This window comes from Janthinobacterium sp. PSPC1-1, assembly GCF_049897625.1.
In the GTDB taxonomy this organism is placed as follows: Bacteria; Pseudomonadota; Gammaproteobacteria; order Burkholderiales; family Burkholderiaceae_D; genus Janthinobacterium; species Janthinobacterium tructae.
Genome location: NZ_JAFCWP010000012.1, coordinates 15,383 through 34,223, shown reverse-complemented (window position 1 = coordinate 34,223; position 18,841 = coordinate 15,383). Strand labels below are relative to the sequence as shown.

The 18,841-nt window shown below is 62.9% G+C and carries 17 protein-coding genes and 1 other RNA gene; 15 read left to right on the top strand and 3 right to left on the bottom strand.

The window, feature by feature from the left end:
• Positions 1-27: 27 nt before the first annotated feature.
• The 5 genes from ACP7EG_RS26075 to ACP7EG_RS26055 all read left to right on the top strand — a co-directional run bounded on the left by ACP7EG_RS26075 (position 28) and on the right by ACP7EG_RS26055 (position 4,315).
• Positions 28-537 (top strand): type IV pilin protein, encoded by a 510-nt coding sequence (locus ACP7EG_RS26075; protein ID WP_426089996.1) that lies wholly within the window; start codon positions 28-30, stop codon positions 535-537.
• A 3-nt stretch (positions 538-540) separates the two neighbouring features.
• Positions 541-1,122, top strand: a complete 582-nt coding sequence (locus ACP7EG_RS26070; RefSeq protein WP_426089995.1) for a GspH/FimT family protein — start codon at positions 541-543, stop codon at positions 1,120-1,122.
• Positions 1,123-1,184: 62 nt separating this feature from the next.
• Positions 1,185-2,258, top strand: a complete 1,074-nt coding sequence (gene ribD, locus ACP7EG_RS26065) for a bifunctional diaminohydroxyphosphoribosylaminopyrimidine deaminase/5-amino-6-(5-phosphoribosylamino)uracil reductase RibD (protein WP_426090058.1) — start codon at positions 1,185-1,187, stop codon at positions 2,256-2,258.
• Positions 2,259-2,289: 31 nt separating this feature from the next.
• Positions 2,290-2,925, top strand: coding sequence for a riboflavin synthase (locus ACP7EG_RS26060; RefSeq protein WP_426089994.1), 636 nt, complete (start codon positions 2,290-2,292; stop codon positions 2,923-2,925).
• Between the two features lie 124 nt (positions 2,926-3,049).
• Positions 3,050-4,315: a hypothetical protein gene (locus ACP7EG_RS26055; protein ID WP_426089993.1), complete on the top strand. Its 1,266-nt coding sequence runs from the start codon at positions 3,050-3,052 to the stop codon at positions 4,313-4,315.
• Here the strand turns inward: ACP7EG_RS26055 and ACP7EG_RS26050 are convergent.
• Positions 4,312-4,737: an OsmC family protein gene (locus ACP7EG_RS26050; protein ID WP_034759136.1), complete on the bottom strand. Its 426-nt coding sequence runs from the start codon at positions 4,735-4,737 to the stop codon at positions 4,312-4,314. The two genes, ACP7EG_RS26055 and ACP7EG_RS26050, sit on opposite strands and share 4 nt — an antisense overlap.
• Positions 4,738-5,034: 297 nt before the next feature.
• Between ACP7EG_RS26050 and ribBA the strand changes: the two genes are divergently transcribed.
• From ribBA to nusB, 3 genes are all read left to right on the top strand, one after another.
• Positions 5,035-6,156: a bifunctional 3,4-dihydroxy-2-butanone-4-phosphate synthase/GTP cyclohydrolase II gene (gene ribBA / locus ACP7EG_RS26045; protein WP_426090057.1), complete on the top strand. Its 1,122-nt coding sequence runs from the start codon at positions 5,035-5,037 to the stop codon at positions 6,154-6,156.
• A gap of 82 nt (positions 6,157-6,238) precedes the next feature.
• Positions 6,239-6,721 carry a 6,7-dimethyl-8-ribityllumazine synthase gene (ribH, locus tag ACP7EG_RS26040; RefSeq protein ID WP_071078714.1) on the top strand — a complete coding sequence of 161 codons (483 nt, stop codon included), beginning with the start codon at positions 6,239-6,241 and terminating at the stop codon, positions 6,719-6,721.
• A 91-nt stretch (positions 6,722-6,812) separates the two neighbouring features.
• A complete protein-coding gene (nusB, locus tag ACP7EG_RS26035; RefSeq protein ID WP_071078713.1) occupies positions 6,813-7,283 on the top strand; it encodes a transcription antitermination factor NusB in 471 nt (156 codons plus the stop codon).
• A 120-nt stretch (positions 7,284-7,403) separates the two neighbouring features.
• On the opposite strand, the gene ACP7EG_RS26030 is transcribed toward nusB, so the two are convergent.
• Entirely contained in the window at positions 7,404-8,321 is a 918-nt protein-coding gene (locus ACP7EG_RS26030) for a transglycosylase SLT domain-containing protein (RefSeq protein WP_426089992.1), read from the bottom strand.
• A 478-nt stretch (positions 8,322-8,799) separates the two neighbouring features.
• Between ACP7EG_RS26030 and ubiD the strand changes: the two genes are divergently transcribed.
• From ubiD to ACP7EG_RS25995, 7 genes are all read left to right on the top strand, one after another.
• Entirely contained in the window at positions 8,800-10,284 is a 1,485-nt protein-coding gene (ubiD, locus tag ACP7EG_RS26025; RefSeq protein ID WP_081344841.1) for a 4-hydroxy-3-polyprenylbenzoate decarboxylase, read from the top strand.
• 247 nt (positions 10,285-10,531) lie between these two features.
• Positions 10,532-10,630, top strand: an RNA gene (ffs, locus tag ACP7EG_RS26020) — signal recognition particle sRNA small type.
• A 213-nt stretch (positions 10,631-10,843) separates the two neighbouring features.
• Positions 10,844-13,171 carry a DNA polymerase III subunit gamma/tau gene (dnaX, locus tag ACP7EG_RS26015; RefSeq protein ID WP_426089991.1) on the top strand — a complete coding sequence of 776 codons (2,328 nt, stop codon included), beginning with the start codon at positions 10,844-10,846 and terminating at the stop codon, positions 13,169-13,171.
• A 40-nt stretch (positions 13,172-13,211) separates the two neighbouring features.
• A complete protein-coding gene (locus ACP7EG_RS26010) occupies positions 13,212-13,538 on the top strand; it encodes a YbaB/EbfC family nucleoid-associated protein (RefSeq protein WP_010396201.1) in 327 nt (108 codons plus the stop codon).
• 47 nt (positions 13,539-13,585) lie between these two features.
• Positions 13,586-14,176: a recombination mediator RecR gene (gene recR / locus ACP7EG_RS26005; RefSeq protein WP_071078710.1), complete on the top strand. Its 591-nt coding sequence runs from the start codon at positions 13,586-13,588 to the stop codon at positions 14,174-14,176.
• A 100-nt stretch (positions 14,177-14,276) separates the two neighbouring features.
• The gene (locus tag ACP7EG_RS26000) at positions 14,277-15,494 is read left to right on the top strand and encodes a CaiB/BaiF CoA transferase family protein (protein ID WP_426090056.1); all 1,218 of its coding nucleotides are present in this window, start codon (positions 14,277-14,279) and stop codon (positions 15,492-15,494) included.
• Between the two features lie 84 nt (positions 15,495-15,578).
• The gene (locus tag ACP7EG_RS25995; RefSeq protein ID WP_426089990.1) at positions 15,579-16,712 is read left to right on the top strand and encodes an esterase-like activity of phytase family protein; all 1,134 of its coding nucleotides are present in this window, start codon (positions 15,579-15,581) and stop codon (positions 16,710-16,712) included.
• On the opposite strand, the gene ACP7EG_RS25990 is transcribed toward ACP7EG_RS25995, so the two are convergent.
• Complete coding sequence (locus ACP7EG_RS25990; protein ID WP_426089989.1) at positions 16,681-18,840, bottom strand: putative bifunctional diguanylate cyclase/phosphodiesterase; 2,160 nt, start codon at positions 18,838-18,840, stop codon at positions 16,681-16,683. The genes ACP7EG_RS25995 and ACP7EG_RS25990 overlap by 32 nt on opposite strands.
• Between the last annotated feature and the right edge of the window lies 1 nt (position 18,841).

The following is an 18,841-nucleotide window of genomic DNA, read 5'->3' as shown; positions in this document are numbered from 1 at the left end:
GGCACTTTTTTGGAAAGGAGGGTTCGCATGGGGACGTTGGCAAGGCGGCACTGGCCCGCTGCAGACGGTGGCACCCTTGCCGCTACCTTGGGCTTCAGCCTGATCGAACTGTTGTCCGCGCTGGCGATCATGAGTCTGCTGCTGGCGCTGGCCGTACCCGCTTATCACGGCCATGTCGTGCGCGCCAAGCGGGTGCAGGGACAGGCGACCTTGCTGCGGCTGATGCAGCAGCAGGAACGTTATTATTCGCAAAACAATCATTACCTGGCCTTTTCCTCGGTCTCGCCGGCACCGCAGGTGCAAGCGTTTCCGTGGTGGTCCGGCGAAGGGCCGGCTGCCAGCGCGGCTGCCAGCGCGTATGAAATCGAGGCACTGGCTTGTCCCGGCTCGACGATAGGGCAATGTGTGCTGTTGCGGGCCATGCCGGGCACGTCCAAGGTCGATGCGCAATTCCAGGATGCCGATTGTGGTGTCCTGTCCTTGAGCAGCACGGGCCAGCGCGGCAGCAGCGGCCCCGCCAGCCGTTGCTGGCCTTAGTTCATGGTCAAGCCCAAGCGGCCACCGCGGACTGGGCGGACCTTCGGGCATACCTTGCTCGAATTGCTGGCCGTGCTGGCGATTGCGGCGCTGCTGGCGGCCGCCGCCATGCCCAGCCTGCAGCAGTTGCTGGCGCGCCAGCAGGTGCGGGCGGCGGCCACGGACTTGTTCTCGGCCATCGAATTGACGCGGGCGCAGGCGATGGCGCGGGGACAGCGCGTACTGCTGATGCCGGCCGGGCCCGGTGGCACGGACTGGGGCACGGGCTGGCTGGCATTCATCGACCGCAATGCCAACCTGGCGTTCGATGACGGCGACGAATTGTTGTTGCGCCAGGGACCGCTGCCGGCGGGCATTGCGGCCCAGTTTGCGTTTTCCTCGGCCACGGCGCCGTTTTATATCGCCTACAATGGCGCAGGACGCAGTTGCAGCGCGACCAATAGTCTGGCGGCGCGCTGGGGTACCTTGTCCCTGACTTTGGGAAAGCAGGTGCGCCATATTAAAATCAATATGCTGGGCCGGGTGCGCGTGTGCGATCCGCAGCAGCAAGCGGCCAATTGCAGCGGGGTGGCCGACAGTTCGTAACCCGACTTTTCTATTACTCACTATCAAAGAAGCCCGTGGAAATACTCAACGATATCGATGGCATGCGCCTGGCGCTGGAATGGGCGGCGCGCGGTTTATACACGACCTCGCCCAATCCCCGCATCGGCTGCGTGATCGTCCGGGATGGCCAGGTGATCGGCGCTGGCGTGACGCAGGCGGCGGGGCAGGATCATGCCGAGGTGCAAGCGCTGGCGAATGCGGCGGCGCGCGGCAACGACGTGCGCGGCGCCACTGCCTATGTCACGCTGGAACCGTGCAACCACCATGGCCGCACGCCGCCCTGTTCCGATGCGCTCGTGCGCGCGGGGCTGGGGCGCGTCGTGGCCGCCATGACGGACCCGAACCCGCTGGTGGCGGGGCAGGGGCTGGCCAAGCTGGAAGCGGCCGGCATCGCCGTCAGCACGGGCGTGCTGGCCGACGAGGCATATGAAATGAATATCGGCTTCTTTTCGCGCATGCAGCGCGGCAAGCCGTGGGTGCGCATGAAAACGGCGGCCAGCCTGGACGGCATGACGGCCTTGCACAATGGACAAAGCCAGTGGATCACGGGACCGGAGGCGCGTGCCGACGGCCATGCCTGGCGCGCGCGCGCCTGTGCCATCCTGACGGGCATCGGCACGGTCAAGGCGGACGATCCGCAATTGAACGTGCGCGCCGTCGAGACGCCGCGTCAGCCGCGCCGCATCGTCGTCGACAGCCGGCTCGACATCAGCCTCGATGCACGCATCTTGCAAGGCGGCGGCACGTGGATCGTGGCCGCCGTGGCCAACCCCGAGAAAGAGGCGCAGCTGCGCGCCCTGGGCGCGGAAGTCATTCTGCTGCCGAACGCGGCCGGCAAGGTCGACCTGGCCGCGCTGATGCTGGAACTGGGACGCCGGCAATGCAATGAAGTCCACGTCGAGGCCGGCGCCAGGCTGAACGGCTCGCTGATCCGCGAAGGCTGCGTCGACGAGTTGCTGGTCTACCTGGCGCCCACCTTGCTGGGCGATGGGCAAGGCATGTTTGCCTTGCCCGCCTTGACGGATCTCAAACAGCAGCGCACTTTGCAATTTCACCAGATTCAGCAAGTGGGCGAAGATTTGCGTATCCTTGCAAGATTCGCCCAGCGCAATTAATAAATTTACTCATTTTTATAGGGTTAGCTCCATGTTTACAGGAATTGTTGCCGCCATTGGCAAGATTGAAACCGTGCAAGCACTCGAAGGCGGCCTCGACGCCGGCGTGCGCCTGACCATCCACGCGGGCGGCTTGCCGCTGGCCGACGTGGCCCTGGGCGATTCGATCGCCATCAATGGCGCCTGCATGACGGTGGTGGAAAAGTCGGACACGGGCTTTGCCGTCGACGTCTCGCGCGAAAGCCTCAATTGCACCGTGGGCCTCGATACCACCACGGAGGTGAACCTGGAAAAAGCCCTGACCCTGGCCGAGCGCCTGGGCGGCCACCTGGTGTCCGGCCACGTCGACGGCCTGGGCATTGTGCGCAAGTTCGAAGCCGTGGGCGAATCGTGGGAGCTGGTCATCGAAGCGCCGCATGAACTGGCGAAATACCTGGCCTTCAAGGGTTCCGTCGTCGTCAATGGCGTGTCCCTGACGGTCAACCGCGTGGACGACCTGGGCGCGGGCGCCGTCAATGGCTGCCGCTTCTCGATCAATTTGATTCCGCACACCATTGCCATGACGACCCTGAAACACTTGACGGTCGATGGCAAGGTCAACCTGGAAATCGATCTGATCGCCCGCTATGTCGAGCGCATGTTGTCGCTGGACAAGGCTGCCGCCTGAAATAAGAACTGAACACAGCAACTGAACACAGCAACACCTCCGCCGGCCTTTGCATCTTGCCAAGCGTGTGTTGCTTTTCTTGCAGACGCGCATACTATGAAGCTTTCCGCAGTGGAGGCTAGCCATGGACCCGATTTCGCGCGCAACCGTGCCCAATGTCATACCGGCGACGCCCCGCGTGGGCGAAACGGCACCTCTGGCGCCCGCGCTGCCTGTGCCGTCGTCCAGCGCGGCGGCGGCCCTCGCCGCTCTGTCATCGACCCAGGTCGACCTCTCTCCGTTGGGGCAGTTCCTGTCCGGCGTGGCCTTGTCGCGTCGGCAACTGCTGGCCTTGCAGGGCGCCGCAGAGCAGGCCGGCACGGCAAATACCCCCGTGAATGTCAATGATGATTTGCTGGCGCTGGCGCGACAGCTGACGGAATCGTTCGCCCAGCTGCAAACGAGCGGCATCGATGCCAGCCAGCTGGCGACGGCGGGTGACACGCCGGGCAGCCTGGCGCAGCGCTACGATTTGTTGTCGGGCGATGGCACCACGGATGCGGCGGCCGCGCTGGCGCAGGACGGCGGCCTGCTCACGCAAGCGCAACTGGCCCGCATCGGCATCGATTTGCGCAATGAAGATGTCGATGCGGCAACTTTGCAGGCCGCATATGCGGCCGACAGTAGCGCCACCCTGGATGCCTTGCAACAGGGAACGGACGTGCTGGCACAGGTGGGTGCCGTGCTGGTCCAGCGGCAGGGCGCGCCGCTGGCGGCCGTGGTCGAAGCGGATTTGACGGGCGCAGCCTTGCCGGCCAGCGCCGCGCAGGCCACGGTTCAAGGGGCGCCGGCACAAACTGCTGCCATTGCACAACGACAACTGGAGCTGCAGCAGCAACTGGAAACGGAAGAGTTGAACCTGGACTTGCAGGAATTGCGGCCGGCGGCGCCGGCAGCCGTCACCATCGATGAGCAGGACTTGCTGCAGGCGCAGCGGGCCGACAGCCTGCGCGTGGATGCCCGGCGCATCGACAGCGAACGCATGAATACCGATCAGCAGGTGCAGCAGGAGGAGGCTGCAGGGGCGATACGGGCGGCGTCCGACCGGGCTCAGTCGCTGGCAGGCGAAGCACAAGTACAAGCCGATGCGGGCCTGGCGACGGCGCAAGCCCAGCTGGCCCAGCAAAATGCCCAGGCGCAAGAGCTGGCCGCGCAAAATGCGGGCATGGCCGTGCCGCCGCCCTCGTCGCAAGATCCGTCCGTGGCGGCGGCCATCGCCGCGTATAACCTCAACAATGCAGCCCTGAATCCGGGCTTGATGAACCGGCCATTGCCGGCCAGCGACTCGCGCCTGCCTCTGGTGGCGCCCGTCGCTGCCGTGGAGCCCGTCAAGCCCGTGACGAAAATCTAGGGCAGCAGGGTAGCGTCCAGGGTAATGTTGGCTTTAAGTAATTTCGATACGGGGCAGCCGGCCTTGGCCTTGCCCGTCAATTCCTCGAATTTCGCCTGGTCGGCGCCCGGTATCTTTGCTTTCAGGATCAGGTGGACGGCCGTGATGGCAAAACCGTCGTCCACCTTGTCGAGGGTCACTTCGGCCGTCGTTTCCATCTTTTCCGCCGTCAGGCCCGCCTCGCCGAGGATCAGCGACAGGGCCATGGTGAAGCAGCCCGCGTGGGCGGCGCCGATCAATTCTTCGGGATTGGTGCCGGGCTTGCCTTCGAAGCGGCTGGCAAAGCCGTAGGGATATTCCTGCAAGGCGCCGCTGCGCGTGCTGATGGCGCCCTTGCCGTCCTTGATGCCGCCTGACCAGATGGCCGATCCGTTGGTTTTCATGTTGCCGCTCCTGTGTGGGGTGTCGTTGCGAGTGGGGCGTCAGCGCCGTGGCGGTGACTCGCTGATCTTATGCTCTTCGCAAGGCTGGCGGCGCGCGTCTTGCCGCCGCCATTTGCGCTGGATCGAGGAATCGGCGCGTTGTAGGGCAGGCTGCGGCGCGCATGCCGCAAAGCTGTCTTATTTCAGGTCTGCAAGCGCTAAATCCTTTAAAATAGCAGGTTATAAGAAAATTCCCGGAAATTCGCGGAATATTCGCACGCGATGTTTCAGTTTTTAGTCTCACTAAGAGGATCAATGATGTCTATATCAAGCACCGAGGAGATCGTCGCTGAATTACGCGCCGGCCGCATGGTGATACTGGTCGATGAAGAAGACCGGGAAAATGAAGGCGATCTGGTGCTTGCCGCCGATTTCGTGACGCCTGAAGCCATCAATTTCATGATCACGCATGCGCGTGGCCTGGTCTGCCTGACCCTGACGGAAGAGCGTTGCGACGAGCTGAACCTGTCGATGATGACGTCGCGCAACGGCACGGCGTATGGCACCAACTTTACCGTGTCCATCGAAGCGGCCGAAGGCGTGACGACGGGTATTTCCGCCGCCGACCGCGCCAAAACCATCCAGGTGGCCGTGGCCAAGGGCACGCAGCCCAGCGATATCGTCCAGCCTGGCCACATCTTCCCGCTGAAAGCGCAAAAAGGCGGCGTGCTGATGCGCGCAGGCCATACGGAAGCCGGCTGCGACTTGACGGCCATGGCCGGCCTGACGCCCGCGTCCGTGATTTGCGAAATCATGAAGGACGACGGCACCATGGCGCGCCTGCCGGACTTGCTGGTGTTTGCCGAGCAGCATGGCTTGAAAATCGGCACGATTGCCGATCTGATCCATTACCGCAGCCAGACGGAGTCCCTGGTCGAGCGCGTTGCCGAGCGTACCCTGCACACGGCGCACGGCGAATTCCGCTTGATCGCGTTCCGCGACAAACCCAGCGCCTCGGCCCACCTGGCCCTCGTGCACGGCGACTTGGCGCCCGGCCTGGAAGCACTGGTGCGCGTGCACCAGCCCGTTTCCCTGCTGGACGTGCTGGAAAGCGAAGCGACCACCCACTCGTGGACGGTAGCGGCCTCGATGGCGGCCATCAAGCAATCCGAGCGGGGCGTGATGGTCTTGCTGAACTGCGGCGAGACCTCTAGCGAGCTGTTTGCCCAGTTCGCCGCGCTGGACACGCCGCAAGCCAAGCCGAAAGGCCGCGCCGCCAGCATGGACTTGCGCAGCTACGGTATCGGCGCGCAAATCCTGCGCGACTTGGGCGTGAGCAAGATGCAATTGCTGGCCAGTCCCCGCAAGATGCCGTCGATGGCCGGTTTCGACCTGGAAGTGACAGGTTTTCAGTGCCATCCTGGCCAGACGCCTAACTAAATTTTTGTCAGGCGTCGATGTGAGAGTAAACGATGGCGGCATGTGCATGTCGCCCTGAACCACCAGATTAAAGAGGCATATGATGAGCGTAGGAACCTATGAAACCAATTTTGCCGGCGAAGGTTTGCGCGTCGGTATCGTCCAGGCACGATTCAATGAAATCGTCGGTGGTGGCTTGCTGTCGGCATGCCTGGAAGAGTTGAGCAAGCTGGGCGTGGCCGATGAAGATATCCTGCACGTGACCGTGCCGGGCGCCCTGGAAATCCCACTGATTCTGCAAAAAATGGCAGAAACCGAGCAATTCGACGCCCTGATCGCACTGGGCGCCGTGATTCGCGGTGAAACCTACCACTTCGAGCTGGTATCGAACGAATCGGGCGCAGGCATCACGCGCATCGGTCTCGATTACGGCATCCCCATCGCCAACGCAGTGTTGACGACGGAAAACGACGAGCAGGCGGAAGTGCGCATGCTGGTCAAGGGAGCCGAAGCGGCACGCGTGGCAGTGGAAATGGCTAATTTAGCGCAAGCGCTGGAAGAGTTGCAAGACACAGACGAGGATTAATCGTGCTTGCGCCGCAGTGTGCTGCCTGGCAGTCCACCGCGGTATTCGTCACTATCTGCAGTAAATACGTATTTAAGAACAGGTAACAATCATGACTGAGAAAAATTTGCTCGCCAATCCCAGCAAAAACCGCACGCCGCGTCACCGCGCGCGCGAGTTTGCGCTGCAGGGCTTGTACCAGTGGCTGCTGAACAATGAAGACGCGACCACCGTCGTGAACAATATTCGCGCCGCGCATGGTTTCGACAAGGCCGATGGCGATCATTTCACGGTGCTGCTGTACGGCGCCATCAAGGATTCGCTGGCGCTGCGCGACAGCATGGCTCCCTTGATCGACCGCAACATCGCGGAACTGTCGCCCATCGAACACGGCATCCTGCTGATCGGCGCGTTCGAGCTGAAGAACAACATGGAAATCCCGTACCGCGTCGTCATCAACGAAGCGGTCGAGCTGGCCAAGTCGTTTGGCGGTATCGACGGCCACAAGTATGTGAACGGCGTGCTGGACAAGCTGGCAGTGAAATTCCGCGAGGAAGAAGTGGGCGCCAACAAGCGCAAGTAATATAGAGTAAGTATTTCCTGTGGCTGAGGCCACAGGGCAAAGAAAAAGCCACCGCACGCAAGTGCCGGTGGCTTTTTCTTTGGATGCCCCTGTGAGGGCTTTTAAAGGGTCACAGGGGAATCAGAGACCCGCGATCTCGTTGTGCGGCAGCACTTTGATGGTGATGCCGCTTTCCGGCGCAGGCGCCTTGGCTGGCGCTGGCGTGTTCGATGCCATCACCGGCGTGCTGGTCGGCACGCGTTGGCCAGCCGATACTTGCTTCAGGCGGCGGTATTCGGCCAGCACGCGCGAGCCGTAGCCCGAGTCGGTGGCGAAATTGGCGGCGCCTACGTAGGTTTTCAGGCCCGCTTCGACGGAACCGCCACGCGTGACGTAGTCTTTCAGGATCAGCGAGCCGACACGGATGTTGGCGACCGGGTTCAGGGCTGCTTGCACGCCGCCCATTTCCTGGAAGCGCTCATGGTGCACTTTCGACATGACTTGCATCAAGCCTTGTGCGCCGACCGGGCTTTCCGCGAACGGGTTCAAGCCCGACTCGATGGCCATCACGGCCAGGATCAGCAGCGGGTCCAGCTTGATTTCGCGGGCCGTCAGGTACGCCGTCGAGACCAGCATATTGGTCGCATCGTTGGCCACGCGGTAGCGTTTGGAGAGCCAGTTGGTGACCCATTGCTGCTGCTTTTGCGTGCCCAGCAAGGCTTTTTCTTCCTTGGTCAACGGTGCCTCGTTGGCGGCGGCCATTTGCACGGATGCAGGCGCTTCCATCAGTGCCGACAGGGCCGGCGCTTCAACGGCTTGCGCCTCTGCCATCGGCAGCGGAAACAGGCTGTGCGTCAGTTGCTTGCCCAGGTCGGGGCGGAACATCAGCAGGGCGATCAGTGCCAGGGCGGAAATGCCGAAGACTGTCAGTGTGTGTTGCGCAGTGGTCAATACGCCACGTGCTGAAATGGCCTGTGCGCGGGCGCGCAAACGCGCCAACGCTGGCTGGCCAGCCACGGTTGAAGCAGGCAATGCTGCTTCAGTGCTACGATGAGTCATAGAGTTCCCCGAAATGTCGCGTCAACAGGCAGTCCCTCCGCGGTCTCGCGGTGTTGTGGGTACTGCCAATGCCGTGCATCAGAAATATCATCGTTTCCGCCGCGTATGGATGCGTGCGAGAAACGCCGTCATTGCTTGCTTGAGCTGATCGGTCCCATGCTGGTATTGGATCAGTCGCAATACAACTTTTACCGGGGGTAAGGCAGACGCCTTTTGAAAACACTCCTTAAAATGTCATGTGGAGCCCCGACTCCGTGAATGAAAGAGAAACGCTAAAATCAAGCTCTGGGCCGGCGTGCTCTTTCAAGTTGGGCGAATTGTAGAAGCCGTTTTATATCAAGTCAATACTAACGAATCGATTCTTTATTACTTTTATGTCTTACTTTTTGTCTTGCATTGTGCCAAAAGCCAATAAAATCAATTACTTGGCATAGATCCTTCAGCAACGGCGTCCGACGTCAAAAAAAATTAAAAACACATGAAATATTCAGATTTGCGAGATTTTATTTCTCAGCTGCAACAAATGGGTGAACTTAAGCCTATTTCGACCCCTATTTCGCCGATTTTGGAGATGACGGAGGTGTGCGACCGCACCTTGCGCGCAGGCGGACCGGCCTTGCTGTTCAACAATCCGACGGGATACGACATGCCGGTGCTGGGCAATCTGTTCGGCACCACGCGCCGCGTGGCGCTGGGCATGGGCGCGGAAGACGTCAGCGAGTTGCGCAAGATCGGCCATGTGCTGGCGCGCCTGAAGGAGCCGGAGCCGCCGAAGGATTTCAAGGACTTGCTGGGCCTCGGTTCGCTGGTGAAATCCGTATGGGACATGTCGCCGAAAGAGTTGCGCGGCGCAAAGTGCCAGGAAATCGTCTGGGAAGGCAATGACGTCGACCTGGCGCGCCTGCCCATCCAGCATTGCTGGCCCGGCGATATTGCGCCCCTGATCACCTGGGGCCTGGTGATCACCAAGGGGCCGAACAAGAAGCGGCAAAACCTGGGCATTTACCGTCAGCAAGTACTGGGACGCAACAAGGTCATCATGCGCTGGCTGGCGCACCGGGGCGGGGCGCTGGACTTCCGCGAGCATGCGATTCAAAGCAAGGGCAAGCCGTATCCGATCGCCGTCGCGCTGGGCGCCGATCCCGCTACTATATTAGGGGCCGTCACGCCGGTGCCGGACAGCCTGTCCGAATACCAGTTCGCCGGCTTGCTGCGCGGCAGCCGCACGGAGCTGGTGAAAGCCATCGGCAGCGAGCTGCGCGTACCCGCCTCGGCCGAAATAGTGCTCGAAGGCCATATCTACCCGGATGAAAACCATCCGAGCGGCTATGAACACGCGCTGGAAGGGCCGTATGGCGACCACACGGGCTACTATAATGAGCAGGACAGTTTCCCCGTGTTTACCATCGACCGCATCACCATGCGCCGCGACCCGATCTACCACTCCACGTACACGGGCAAGCCGCCGGACGAGCCGGCCGTGCTGGGTCTGGCCCTGAACGAAGTGTTCGTGCCCTTGCTGCAAAAGCAGTTCAGCGAAATCACGGATTTCTATCTGCCGCCCGAAGGCTGCAGCTACCGCATGGCCGTGGTGCAGATCAAGAAGCAGTACGCGGGCCACGCCAAGCGCGTGATGTTCGGCGTGTGGAGCTTCCTGCGCCAGTTCATGTATACCAAGTTCATCGTGGTGGTCGACGAAGACGTGAATATCCGCGACTGGAAAGAGGTCATCTGGGCCATCACCACGCGCGTCGACCCCATCCGCGACACGACGCTGGTCGACAACACGCCGATCGATTACCTGGACTTCGCTTCGCCCGTCAGCGGCCTGGGCAGCAAGATGGGCATCGATGCGACGAATAAATGGCCGGGCGAAACGACGCGCGAGTGGGGCACGACGATCGCCATGACGCCGGAAGTGAAGGCCAAGGTGGACAGTATCTGGCAAGAGCTGGGGCTGTAGGTCGGGTTAGCGCTTGCGCGTAACCCGACGTTGCTTGCATGTTCACGATCTGCATACTCAGCAGTGTCGGCCGCGTACTCAGCGGTGTCGGCCTGCATACTCAGCAGTGTCGGCTTACGGCCTGCGGCCTAAGCCGACCTACGCCGACCTACGCCGACCTGCGCCGACCTGCGCCGACCTGCGCCGACGTACGCAGCATTGACACGGCAATTTCCCAATCTTGCGCAGGTCGGTTATAATTGTCCCTGGCGGGCCCCTGCGCATCGTGGCATGGCTAACCTGGTCAGGTCGGGAACGAAGCAGCCACGGCTATTAACCATGAGTGCCGCAGATCAGGCTCGCCTCCTTCGGGAAACAAACAGTAAAGCTGCCGTTGGCGGCTTTTTTGTTTTGCGGCGCTGTGTTTTGCCAGTCCGCATGCTTGCCTGATTTTCCAGAATGCCACTCTCCATGTTATACAATTGCTGCTTTGCCGCGTTTGCCATAGTGTATGGCCCGGCCATGAGGCTTGCGCCCGCCGCGCAGGATCACCCGCAAAATCGCATGGTAAAATCTCAGCATGTCCTATCAAGTCCTCGCCCGTAAATACCGCCCCAAGAATTTCGAGACGCTCGTCGGCCAGGAGCACGTCGTGCGCGCGCTCACGCATGCCTTGCACAGCGGCCGATTGCATCACGCCTACCTGTTCACGGGCACGCGCGGCGTCGGCAAGACGACCCTGTCGCGCATCCTGGCCAAATCGCTCAATTGCATCGGCCCCGATGGCACGGGCGGCATCACGGCCCAGCCTTGCGGCGTCTGCGAAGCATGCACGGCAATCGATGCGGGACGCTTTGTCGACTATATAGAGATGGATGCGGCGTCGAACCGCGGCGTCGATGAAATGGCGCAGCTGCTGGAACAGGCGGTCTACGCGCCCAGCAATGCGCGCTTCAAGGTCTATATGATCGATGAGGTGCACATGCTGACGAACCACGCGTTCAATTCCATGCTGAAAACGCTGGAAGAACCGCCTGAACACGTCAAGTTCATCCTGGCCACGACGGACCCGCAAAAGATTCCCGTGACCGTGCTGTCGCGCTGCCTGCAGTTCAACCTCAAGCAGATGCCGCCCGGCCACATCATCAGCCACCTGGACAATATCCTGGGACAGGAAGGCATCGCCTTCGAACAGCCGGCCTTGCGCCTGCTGGCCCAGGGTGCCCACGGTTCCATGCGCGATGCGCTGTCGCTGACGGACCAGGCCATCGCGTATGCGGCCGGCGCAGTGACGCTTGACGCCGTGCAAGGCATGTTGGGTGCGCTCGACCAATCCTACCTGGTGCGCCTGCTCGACGCGCTGGCGCAGCAGGATGGCGCCGATCTGCTGGCCGTGGCCGACGAGATGGCTTCGCGCAGTCTGTCGTATAACGGCGCGCTGCAGGATCTGGGCACCTTGCTGCACCGCATTGCGCTGGCGCAAACCGTGCCGGCCGCCTTGCCGCAGGATTTGCCCGAATACGCGGACATTGTGCGCCTGTCTGCCGCGTTTGACGCGGAAGAAGTGCAGCTGTTTTACCAGATCGCCGTGCATGGCCGCAATGAACTGGGCCTGGCGCCCGACGAATACGCGGGCTTTACCATGACCTTGCTGCGCATGCTGGCCTTTCGGCCCGGCATAGGCGGCGCCGATGGCGTGCCGGCGGCTGCACCAACTGCCGCACCGAATTCAGGGGCAATGAGCCGTCCCGCCGCTGTCGCCGCCGCGCGCGCCGCCGCTGGCGCGTCCGCACCGACAGTCCGCGCCGCCACCAACAGCGTGGCCAGCCATGCAACCGTGACCCCGCCCGCCGTCGTTGCCGCCGCCGCCAGCATGGCGCGCAGCGAAGCGCCGCCGCCACGTGTGGCCGCACCTGCGCCAGCCCCAGCACCTGTCCCAGCCCCGGCACCGGCACCGGCAGCGCCGCCGCCTGCTGCGGCTGCCCCGGGAGCCTCGGGCGCTCCCATCAGTTCCGCCCGCGCCGCCATCAATGCGGCGCTGGAAGCGGCCCGCGCCGCTTCGAAAGGCCGTCCGGGCAGCGCGCCATCGGCGCCATCGTCGGCGCCCAAGCCAGCCGCGCCGGCACCAGTAGCAGTACCGGAACCTGTCGCCGCAGCGCCAGCCCCGGCCGCGTTCGTCCAGACTGCACCGCCACCGCCCGCCGCCGCGAAAGCGCCGGCGCCGTGGGACGATGCGCCACCCGTCGCCGTGATGGAAGCTCCCGTGGCCGCACCCGCGCCCGTGCAGCCGGCACGCCAGGCAGCGCCACAGCAGGCGCCCGCCGACGACGACTTGCCGCCGTGGGTCACCGAATTTTCCGACGACAGCGCGTCCATCGCCGTGTCGGCGCCCGCCGCGCAAAGTTCCGAGCAGCCGGCCGTCGTCATGCCGCAGCGTGCCGCCAAGCAAGCCGCGCCCAGCGGGCCGTATGTGATCACGCCCGTGCCGGGCCTGGACTGGGATGGCAACTGGCCGGCCGTCGCCGCCGTGCTGCCCTTGCGCGGCGTGGCCCAGCAGCTGGCCGTGCAGGCCGAGCTGATCGAATGCCTGCACGATGGCCACAGCACCACGTTCCGCCTGCGCGTACCGATCGATACGTGGCGCAGCCCGGCCAACGTGGAAAAACTGGCGGCCGCGCTGACCGAACGCTTCGGCCGCAAGGTCGCGGTCGACACGGAACTGGGCGCCGTCTGGTACACGGCCAGCGCGGAAGCGCAGGCCCACCGCGAGGCGTGCCAGCTGCAAGCGGAAGCAACCATCGCCAGCGATCCCTTCGTGCTCGACATGAAGCGTGCATTCGACGCTTTTGTCGTGCCGGGAACGATTACCCCTGCACCGGCCGGCTCCGCCGCGCCGACCCTGCATTGATGATTAACACACTCACAAACTGAATTAACGGAGCATTCTCATGATGAAAAATCAACTGGCTGGCCTGATGAAGCAGGCGCAAGCAATGCAAGACAACATGAAAAAGGCCCAGGACCAACTGGCGCTGGTGGAAGTGGAAGGCCAGTCCGGCGCCGGCCTGGTGAAAATCGTCATGACGTGCAAGAACGACGTCAAGCGCGTCTCCATCGACCCGTCGCTGTTGGCCGACGACAAGGACATGCTGGAAGACCTGGTGGCTGCTGCCTTCAACGACGCCGTGCGCAAGGCGGAAGCGACGTCCGCGGAAAAAATGGCAGGCTTGACCGGCGGCATGAACTTGCCAGCCGGCTTCAAAATGCCATTCTGATGCAATCCCGCATGCGCTCGATCTGTGGCACGGGGCAGGGTTGATCCATGTCCAAGTCGCTTGAATTTTTGACCGAGGCGCTGCGGCGCCTGCCCGGCGTCGGCCCCAAGTCGGCGCAGCGGATGGCATTTCATTTGTTGCAGCACGATAGGGAAGGCGCGGCCATGCTGTCGCGCGCCCTGTTCCAGGCCGTCGATGCCGTGCATCACTGCGGCCTGTGCAATACCTTTACCGAACACGAAGTGTGCGAGACCTGTCTCGACGAAGAGCGCGACAAGCGCTTGCTGTGCGTGGTGGAAACGCCCGCCGACCAGTTGATGATCGAGCAGACGCTCACCTACAAGGGCCTGTATTTCGTCCTCATGGGGCGACTCTCTCCGCTGGACGGCATCGGCCCGAAAGACATCCACCTCGAAAAATTACTGGGCCGCGCCAACGATGGCGTGGTCGGTGAAGTGGTACTGGCTACCAATTTCACCAATGAAGGTGAAGCGACGGCCCATTACATCAGCGAAATGCTGAAGGCGCGGGGCTTGCGCGTGAGCCGCCTGGCCCGCGGCGTACCCGTGGGTGGCGAACTGGAATACGTCGACGCGGGCACGATTGCCCGCGCGATGCTCGACCGCAGGGCAACCTGACCATAACATGACAGAATCCTCCGCGACCACTGCCGCCGATGAAAAACCTTTGGGGCAGGAGTCTTGCCCTGCAGGGCAAGACCGTACGCAGGCAGGCGGCATGCCGCCTGAAACCCCTGCTTTACCTTTAAAAGGCATTAAAGTGCTGGAACTGGGCACCCTGATCGCGGGGCCGTTCTGTGCCCGCATGCTTGCCGAATTCGGCGCCGACGTGATCAAGATCGAGTCGCCCGATGGCGGCGACCCCATCCGTACCTGGCGCGTGCTGAAAGATGGCACCTCCCTGTGGTGGTCGGTGCAGGCGCGCAACAAGAAAAGTCTGACCCTGAACCTGAAGTCGCCCGAGGGCCGCGCCATCGCGCGCCAGCTGGCCCTGGAAGCGGACATCATCGTCGAGAACTACCGCCCCGGCGTGCTGGAAAAGTGGGACCTGGGCTACGAACAGCTGAAAAAGGAAAAGCCGTCCCTCATCATGGTGCGCCTGTCCGGCTTTGGCCAGACGGGGCCGATGAAGGATTTACCGGGTTTCGGCGCCATCGGCGAATCCATGGGCGGCCTGCGCTATGTGTCCGGCTTTGCCGACCGCCCGCCCGTGCGCGTGGGCGTGTCGATCGGCGACTCGGTGGCGGCCCTGCACGGCGTGATCGGCGCCATGATGGCGCTGCGCCACCGCGACGTGACCGGTGGGGTGGCCTCCGGCGAAGGGCAGATGGTCGACGTGGCCCTGTATGAATCCGTGTTCAACCTGATGGAGTCGCTGGTGCCCGAATACGACCAGGCGGGCGTGGTGCGCGAGCGCACGGGCGGTTCCTTGCCCGGCATCGTACCTTCGAATACCTACACGACGGGCGACGGCGAAAACATCGTGATTGCCGGCAACGGCGACGCCATCTTCAAGCGCCTGATGCTGGCCATGGGCCGCATCGATATGGCGGGCGACCCGCAGCTGGCGCGCAACGACGGCAGGGTGGCGCGCACGCAGGAAATCGACGACGCCATCGGCGCCTGGTGCGCCACGCACACGATAGACAGCGCGCTGGCCGTGTTGAAGGCGGCCGACGTGCCGTCTGGCAAAATTTACTCCGTGCGCGATATGCTGAGCGATCCGCAATTTCTCGCCCGCGACATGTTCGAACAACACCATTTCGCCGACGGCACGCCCGTCAAATTGCCCGCCATCAGCCCGAAACTGTCCGCCACGCCCGGCAAGACGCAGTGGCTGGGGCCTACCCTGGGCCAGCACAACGATGAAGTGCTGGCATCGCTCGGCTATGACGCTGCCGCCATCGCGCAACTCAAGGCCGATGGGGTGGTGTGATCCGACGCTACCGGCCGGGCCAACAATGTTGTCGGCTTACGCGCTTCGCGCTAAGCCGACCTACGCAACTCACTGATACCTGTCATGCATCGAATTTTCCGTACCGCGCTTGCCCTGGCATCCGCCGCCATCGTCCTCTCCGCCTGCGCCAGCTTCCCCCACGACGCGCCGATTGCCGGCCTGCGCCTGATCGGCGAGCAGCGCATCGCTTTGAAACAGGCGTTTGAAGGCACCACGGTGGGCGGCCTGTCCGGCATCGACTACGATGCCGCCAACAAGAGCTGGGTGATGGAAAGCGATGACCGCTCGGAAATCAATCCGGCCCGCTTCTACCGCGCTGCCTTGAACTATGACAGCAAGGCGTTTACGGGCGTGACATTGACCAGCGTGCATTTCTTCACGCAGCCTGACGGCAGCCGCTACCCGAACCTGGCGCATGCCAAGCTGGAGAGTGGCGAGCAGGTGCCCGACATCGAGACCATCCGCGTCGATCCGCAGGACGGCAGCCTGTGGTATGGCAGCGAAGGCAACCGCAAGGTGGGTCTGCATCCGTTTGTGCGCCACGCCGATAGCGGCGGCCACTATCTGGCTACCTTGCCCACGCCCGCCATGTTCAATGTCTCGCAGGAAGAAATTGGCTCGCGCAACAACATGAGCTTCGAGGCACTGTCGTTTTCCTCGGATGGCAAGAGCCTGTGGCTGGGCATGGAAGCGGCCCTGTACCAGGATGGCCCGCTGGCCACGCCCGAGATTGGTTCCGTGGTGCGCATCACGCGCCTGGACCGCGCTGGCACCGTGCTGCGCCAGTATGCGTATCCGATTGAAGCCGTGGCTTCGCGGCCCGCGCCGGGGCGCGAAGCGGACAATGGCGTGTCGGAAATTCTTGCCGTGAACGACCATCAGGTGCTGGTGGTGGAGCGGGCCGGCGTGGAACACGCCGATGGCGTGTATTCGAACCATGTGCGCATCTACGCGATGGATACCGATGGCGCCAGCGACATCCAGTCCATGCCGGCGTTGGCGGGCGCGAAGTACGTGCCGGCGCGCAAGCGACTGCTGCTGGACCTGGAAAAGATCGGCCTGGCAAGAATCGACAATATCGAAGGCATCAGTTGGGGCCCGCGCCTGGAAAACGGCCGCCGCAGCCTGGTGATGATTTCCGACGATAATTTCAACGCCCAGCAAGTCACGCAAATCCTTGCCTTCGAAGTGCTCTAGTTTCCAGGCTGGCCAGCTGGTCGGCCTGCCTGACCAGCATGGCCGTAATCGTGTCGTGCGGTGACGGGTGGCCTAAAAAGTATCCCTGCGCCATGTCGCAGCCGTATTCTTCCAGCATCAGCAACTGCTCGTCCGTCTCCACGCCCTCGGCCACCACCACCATCTTCAAGCCATGCGCCATGGCGATGATGGCGCGCGTGATGGCCGCGTTTTCCGTGTCCTGCGGCAAGCCGGCGATAAAGCTCTTGTCGATCTTCAAGGCCCGCACGTCGAAGCGTTTCAGATAATTCATCGACGAGTAGCCAGTGCCGAAGTCGTCGATGGACAGATACACGCCGATGCCGCGCAATTGCTCCAGCGTCACCATGGTGGCGCGCGCATCGTCCATCAAGGTGCCTTCCGTCAGTTCCAGTTCCAGCAGGCGCGCATCGAGGCCCGTGTCGGCCAGCGCCGAGAGCACGATCTGCGTCAGGTTTTCATCCTTGAATTGCTTGGCCGACAGGTTCACGGCCATGCGGATGGCGCGCCCGCCGTCGTTTTGCCACGCCTTGGCCTGGTTGCACGCCGTGCGCAGCACCCATTCGCCGATGGGCACGATCAGCCCCGTCTCTTCGGCCAGCGGGATGAATTCCGTGGGCGAAATGATGCCCCGCTCGGGGTGGCGCCAGCGCACCAGCGCTTCCACGCCCACGATCTGCGTGCTGGGGACGTCGATCTGCGGCTGGTACAGCAAGTACAGCTCGTTGTTCTGCAAGGCTTTCCTCAAGCCCACTTCCATCTTGACGTGGCTCATGATTTCCATCGTCAGCGATGAGCTGTACAGCTTGGCGTTGTTCTTGCCGCAGTTCTTCGCGTGGTACATGGCCGTGTCCGCATATTTGAGTAGCGAATTGCAATCCTCGCCATCTTCCGGATACAGCGAAATGCCGATGCTGGCCGTGACGAAAATCTCGTGCGCCTCGATCATGAAGGGCCGGCGCATGGCTTCCTTGACCCGGTGCGCCACGTTCAGCGCGTCTTCCACGCGCTCCAGGTCGGGAATCAAAATCGTGAATTCGTCGCCGCCCAAGCGCGCCAGGTTGCTGCCGCCGAAGCTGGCCTCAAACTCGTGTTCGGCGCGCAGCACCAGGTCGCTGGGACGGATGGTTTCGCGCAGGCGCTCGGACACCACCTTGAGCAGATGGTCGCCCACGTCGTGGCCCAGGGTGTCGTTGATGCGCTTGAAGGCGTCGAGGTCCATGAACAGCACGGCGAATTTCTTGTCGTGCTCCTTCGAGCGCAGCAGTTCGCGTTCCAGCGTTTCCAGGAAGGCTTGCCGGTTGGGGATACCCGTCAGGCTGTCGCAGTAGGCGAGGCGGCGGATCTGCTCTTCCGTGCGCTTGCGCTCGCTGATGTCGCGCACCAGGCCCAGCACTTCGTCGGCTCCCGTTGCCACCAGGCGCGCCTCGAAATGGCGCGTGCTGTTTTCGTGCGTGAGCGTGTAGTCGACCGAGCCGATGTGCTGCGTGGCCAGCACGGCGTGCGCCTGGTCCAGCAGGCGCGCGGCGATTTCGGGCGGCAGCACGTCGCCGATATGGTTGCCCACGCAGTCGCTGAGGGAAAAGCCGACGCTGGCGTCGTGGCCCTGTTCATAGTCGAGATAAAAGCCTTCGCGGTTCAGGCGAAAGAAGGTGTCGGGGATGGCGGCCAGCACGGCACGGTTGTGCGCGTCGGCGATGCGCAGGCGGGCGATGGCGTCGCTGGCGCGCAGCACGTACAGCGCGCGATGGCCCAGGATGGGCCAGTTGATGGGCTTGGAAATGAAATCCGTGGCGCCCACCTCGTAGGCACGCGTGACCGCTTCCAGCTCGTCGTCGCCCGTGACCATGATGATGGGCACGGTGCCGCCCACTTCCTGGCGGCGGATTTCGCGGCACACGGCAAAGCCGTCCAGGGCCGGCATGTCGACGTCGAGCATGACCAGGTCCGGCCCGCTGTGCTTGTAGCTGGCCAGCGCCTGCACGCCGTCTTCGGCCTCGATCACGTCCAGGCCCACCTGAGTGAGCATTTGCCGCATCAGCAAGCGCATCACGGGATCGTCGTCGGCCACCAGCACCAGGCCGCGTGGGGGAGGGAGGGGCGCTGTCATG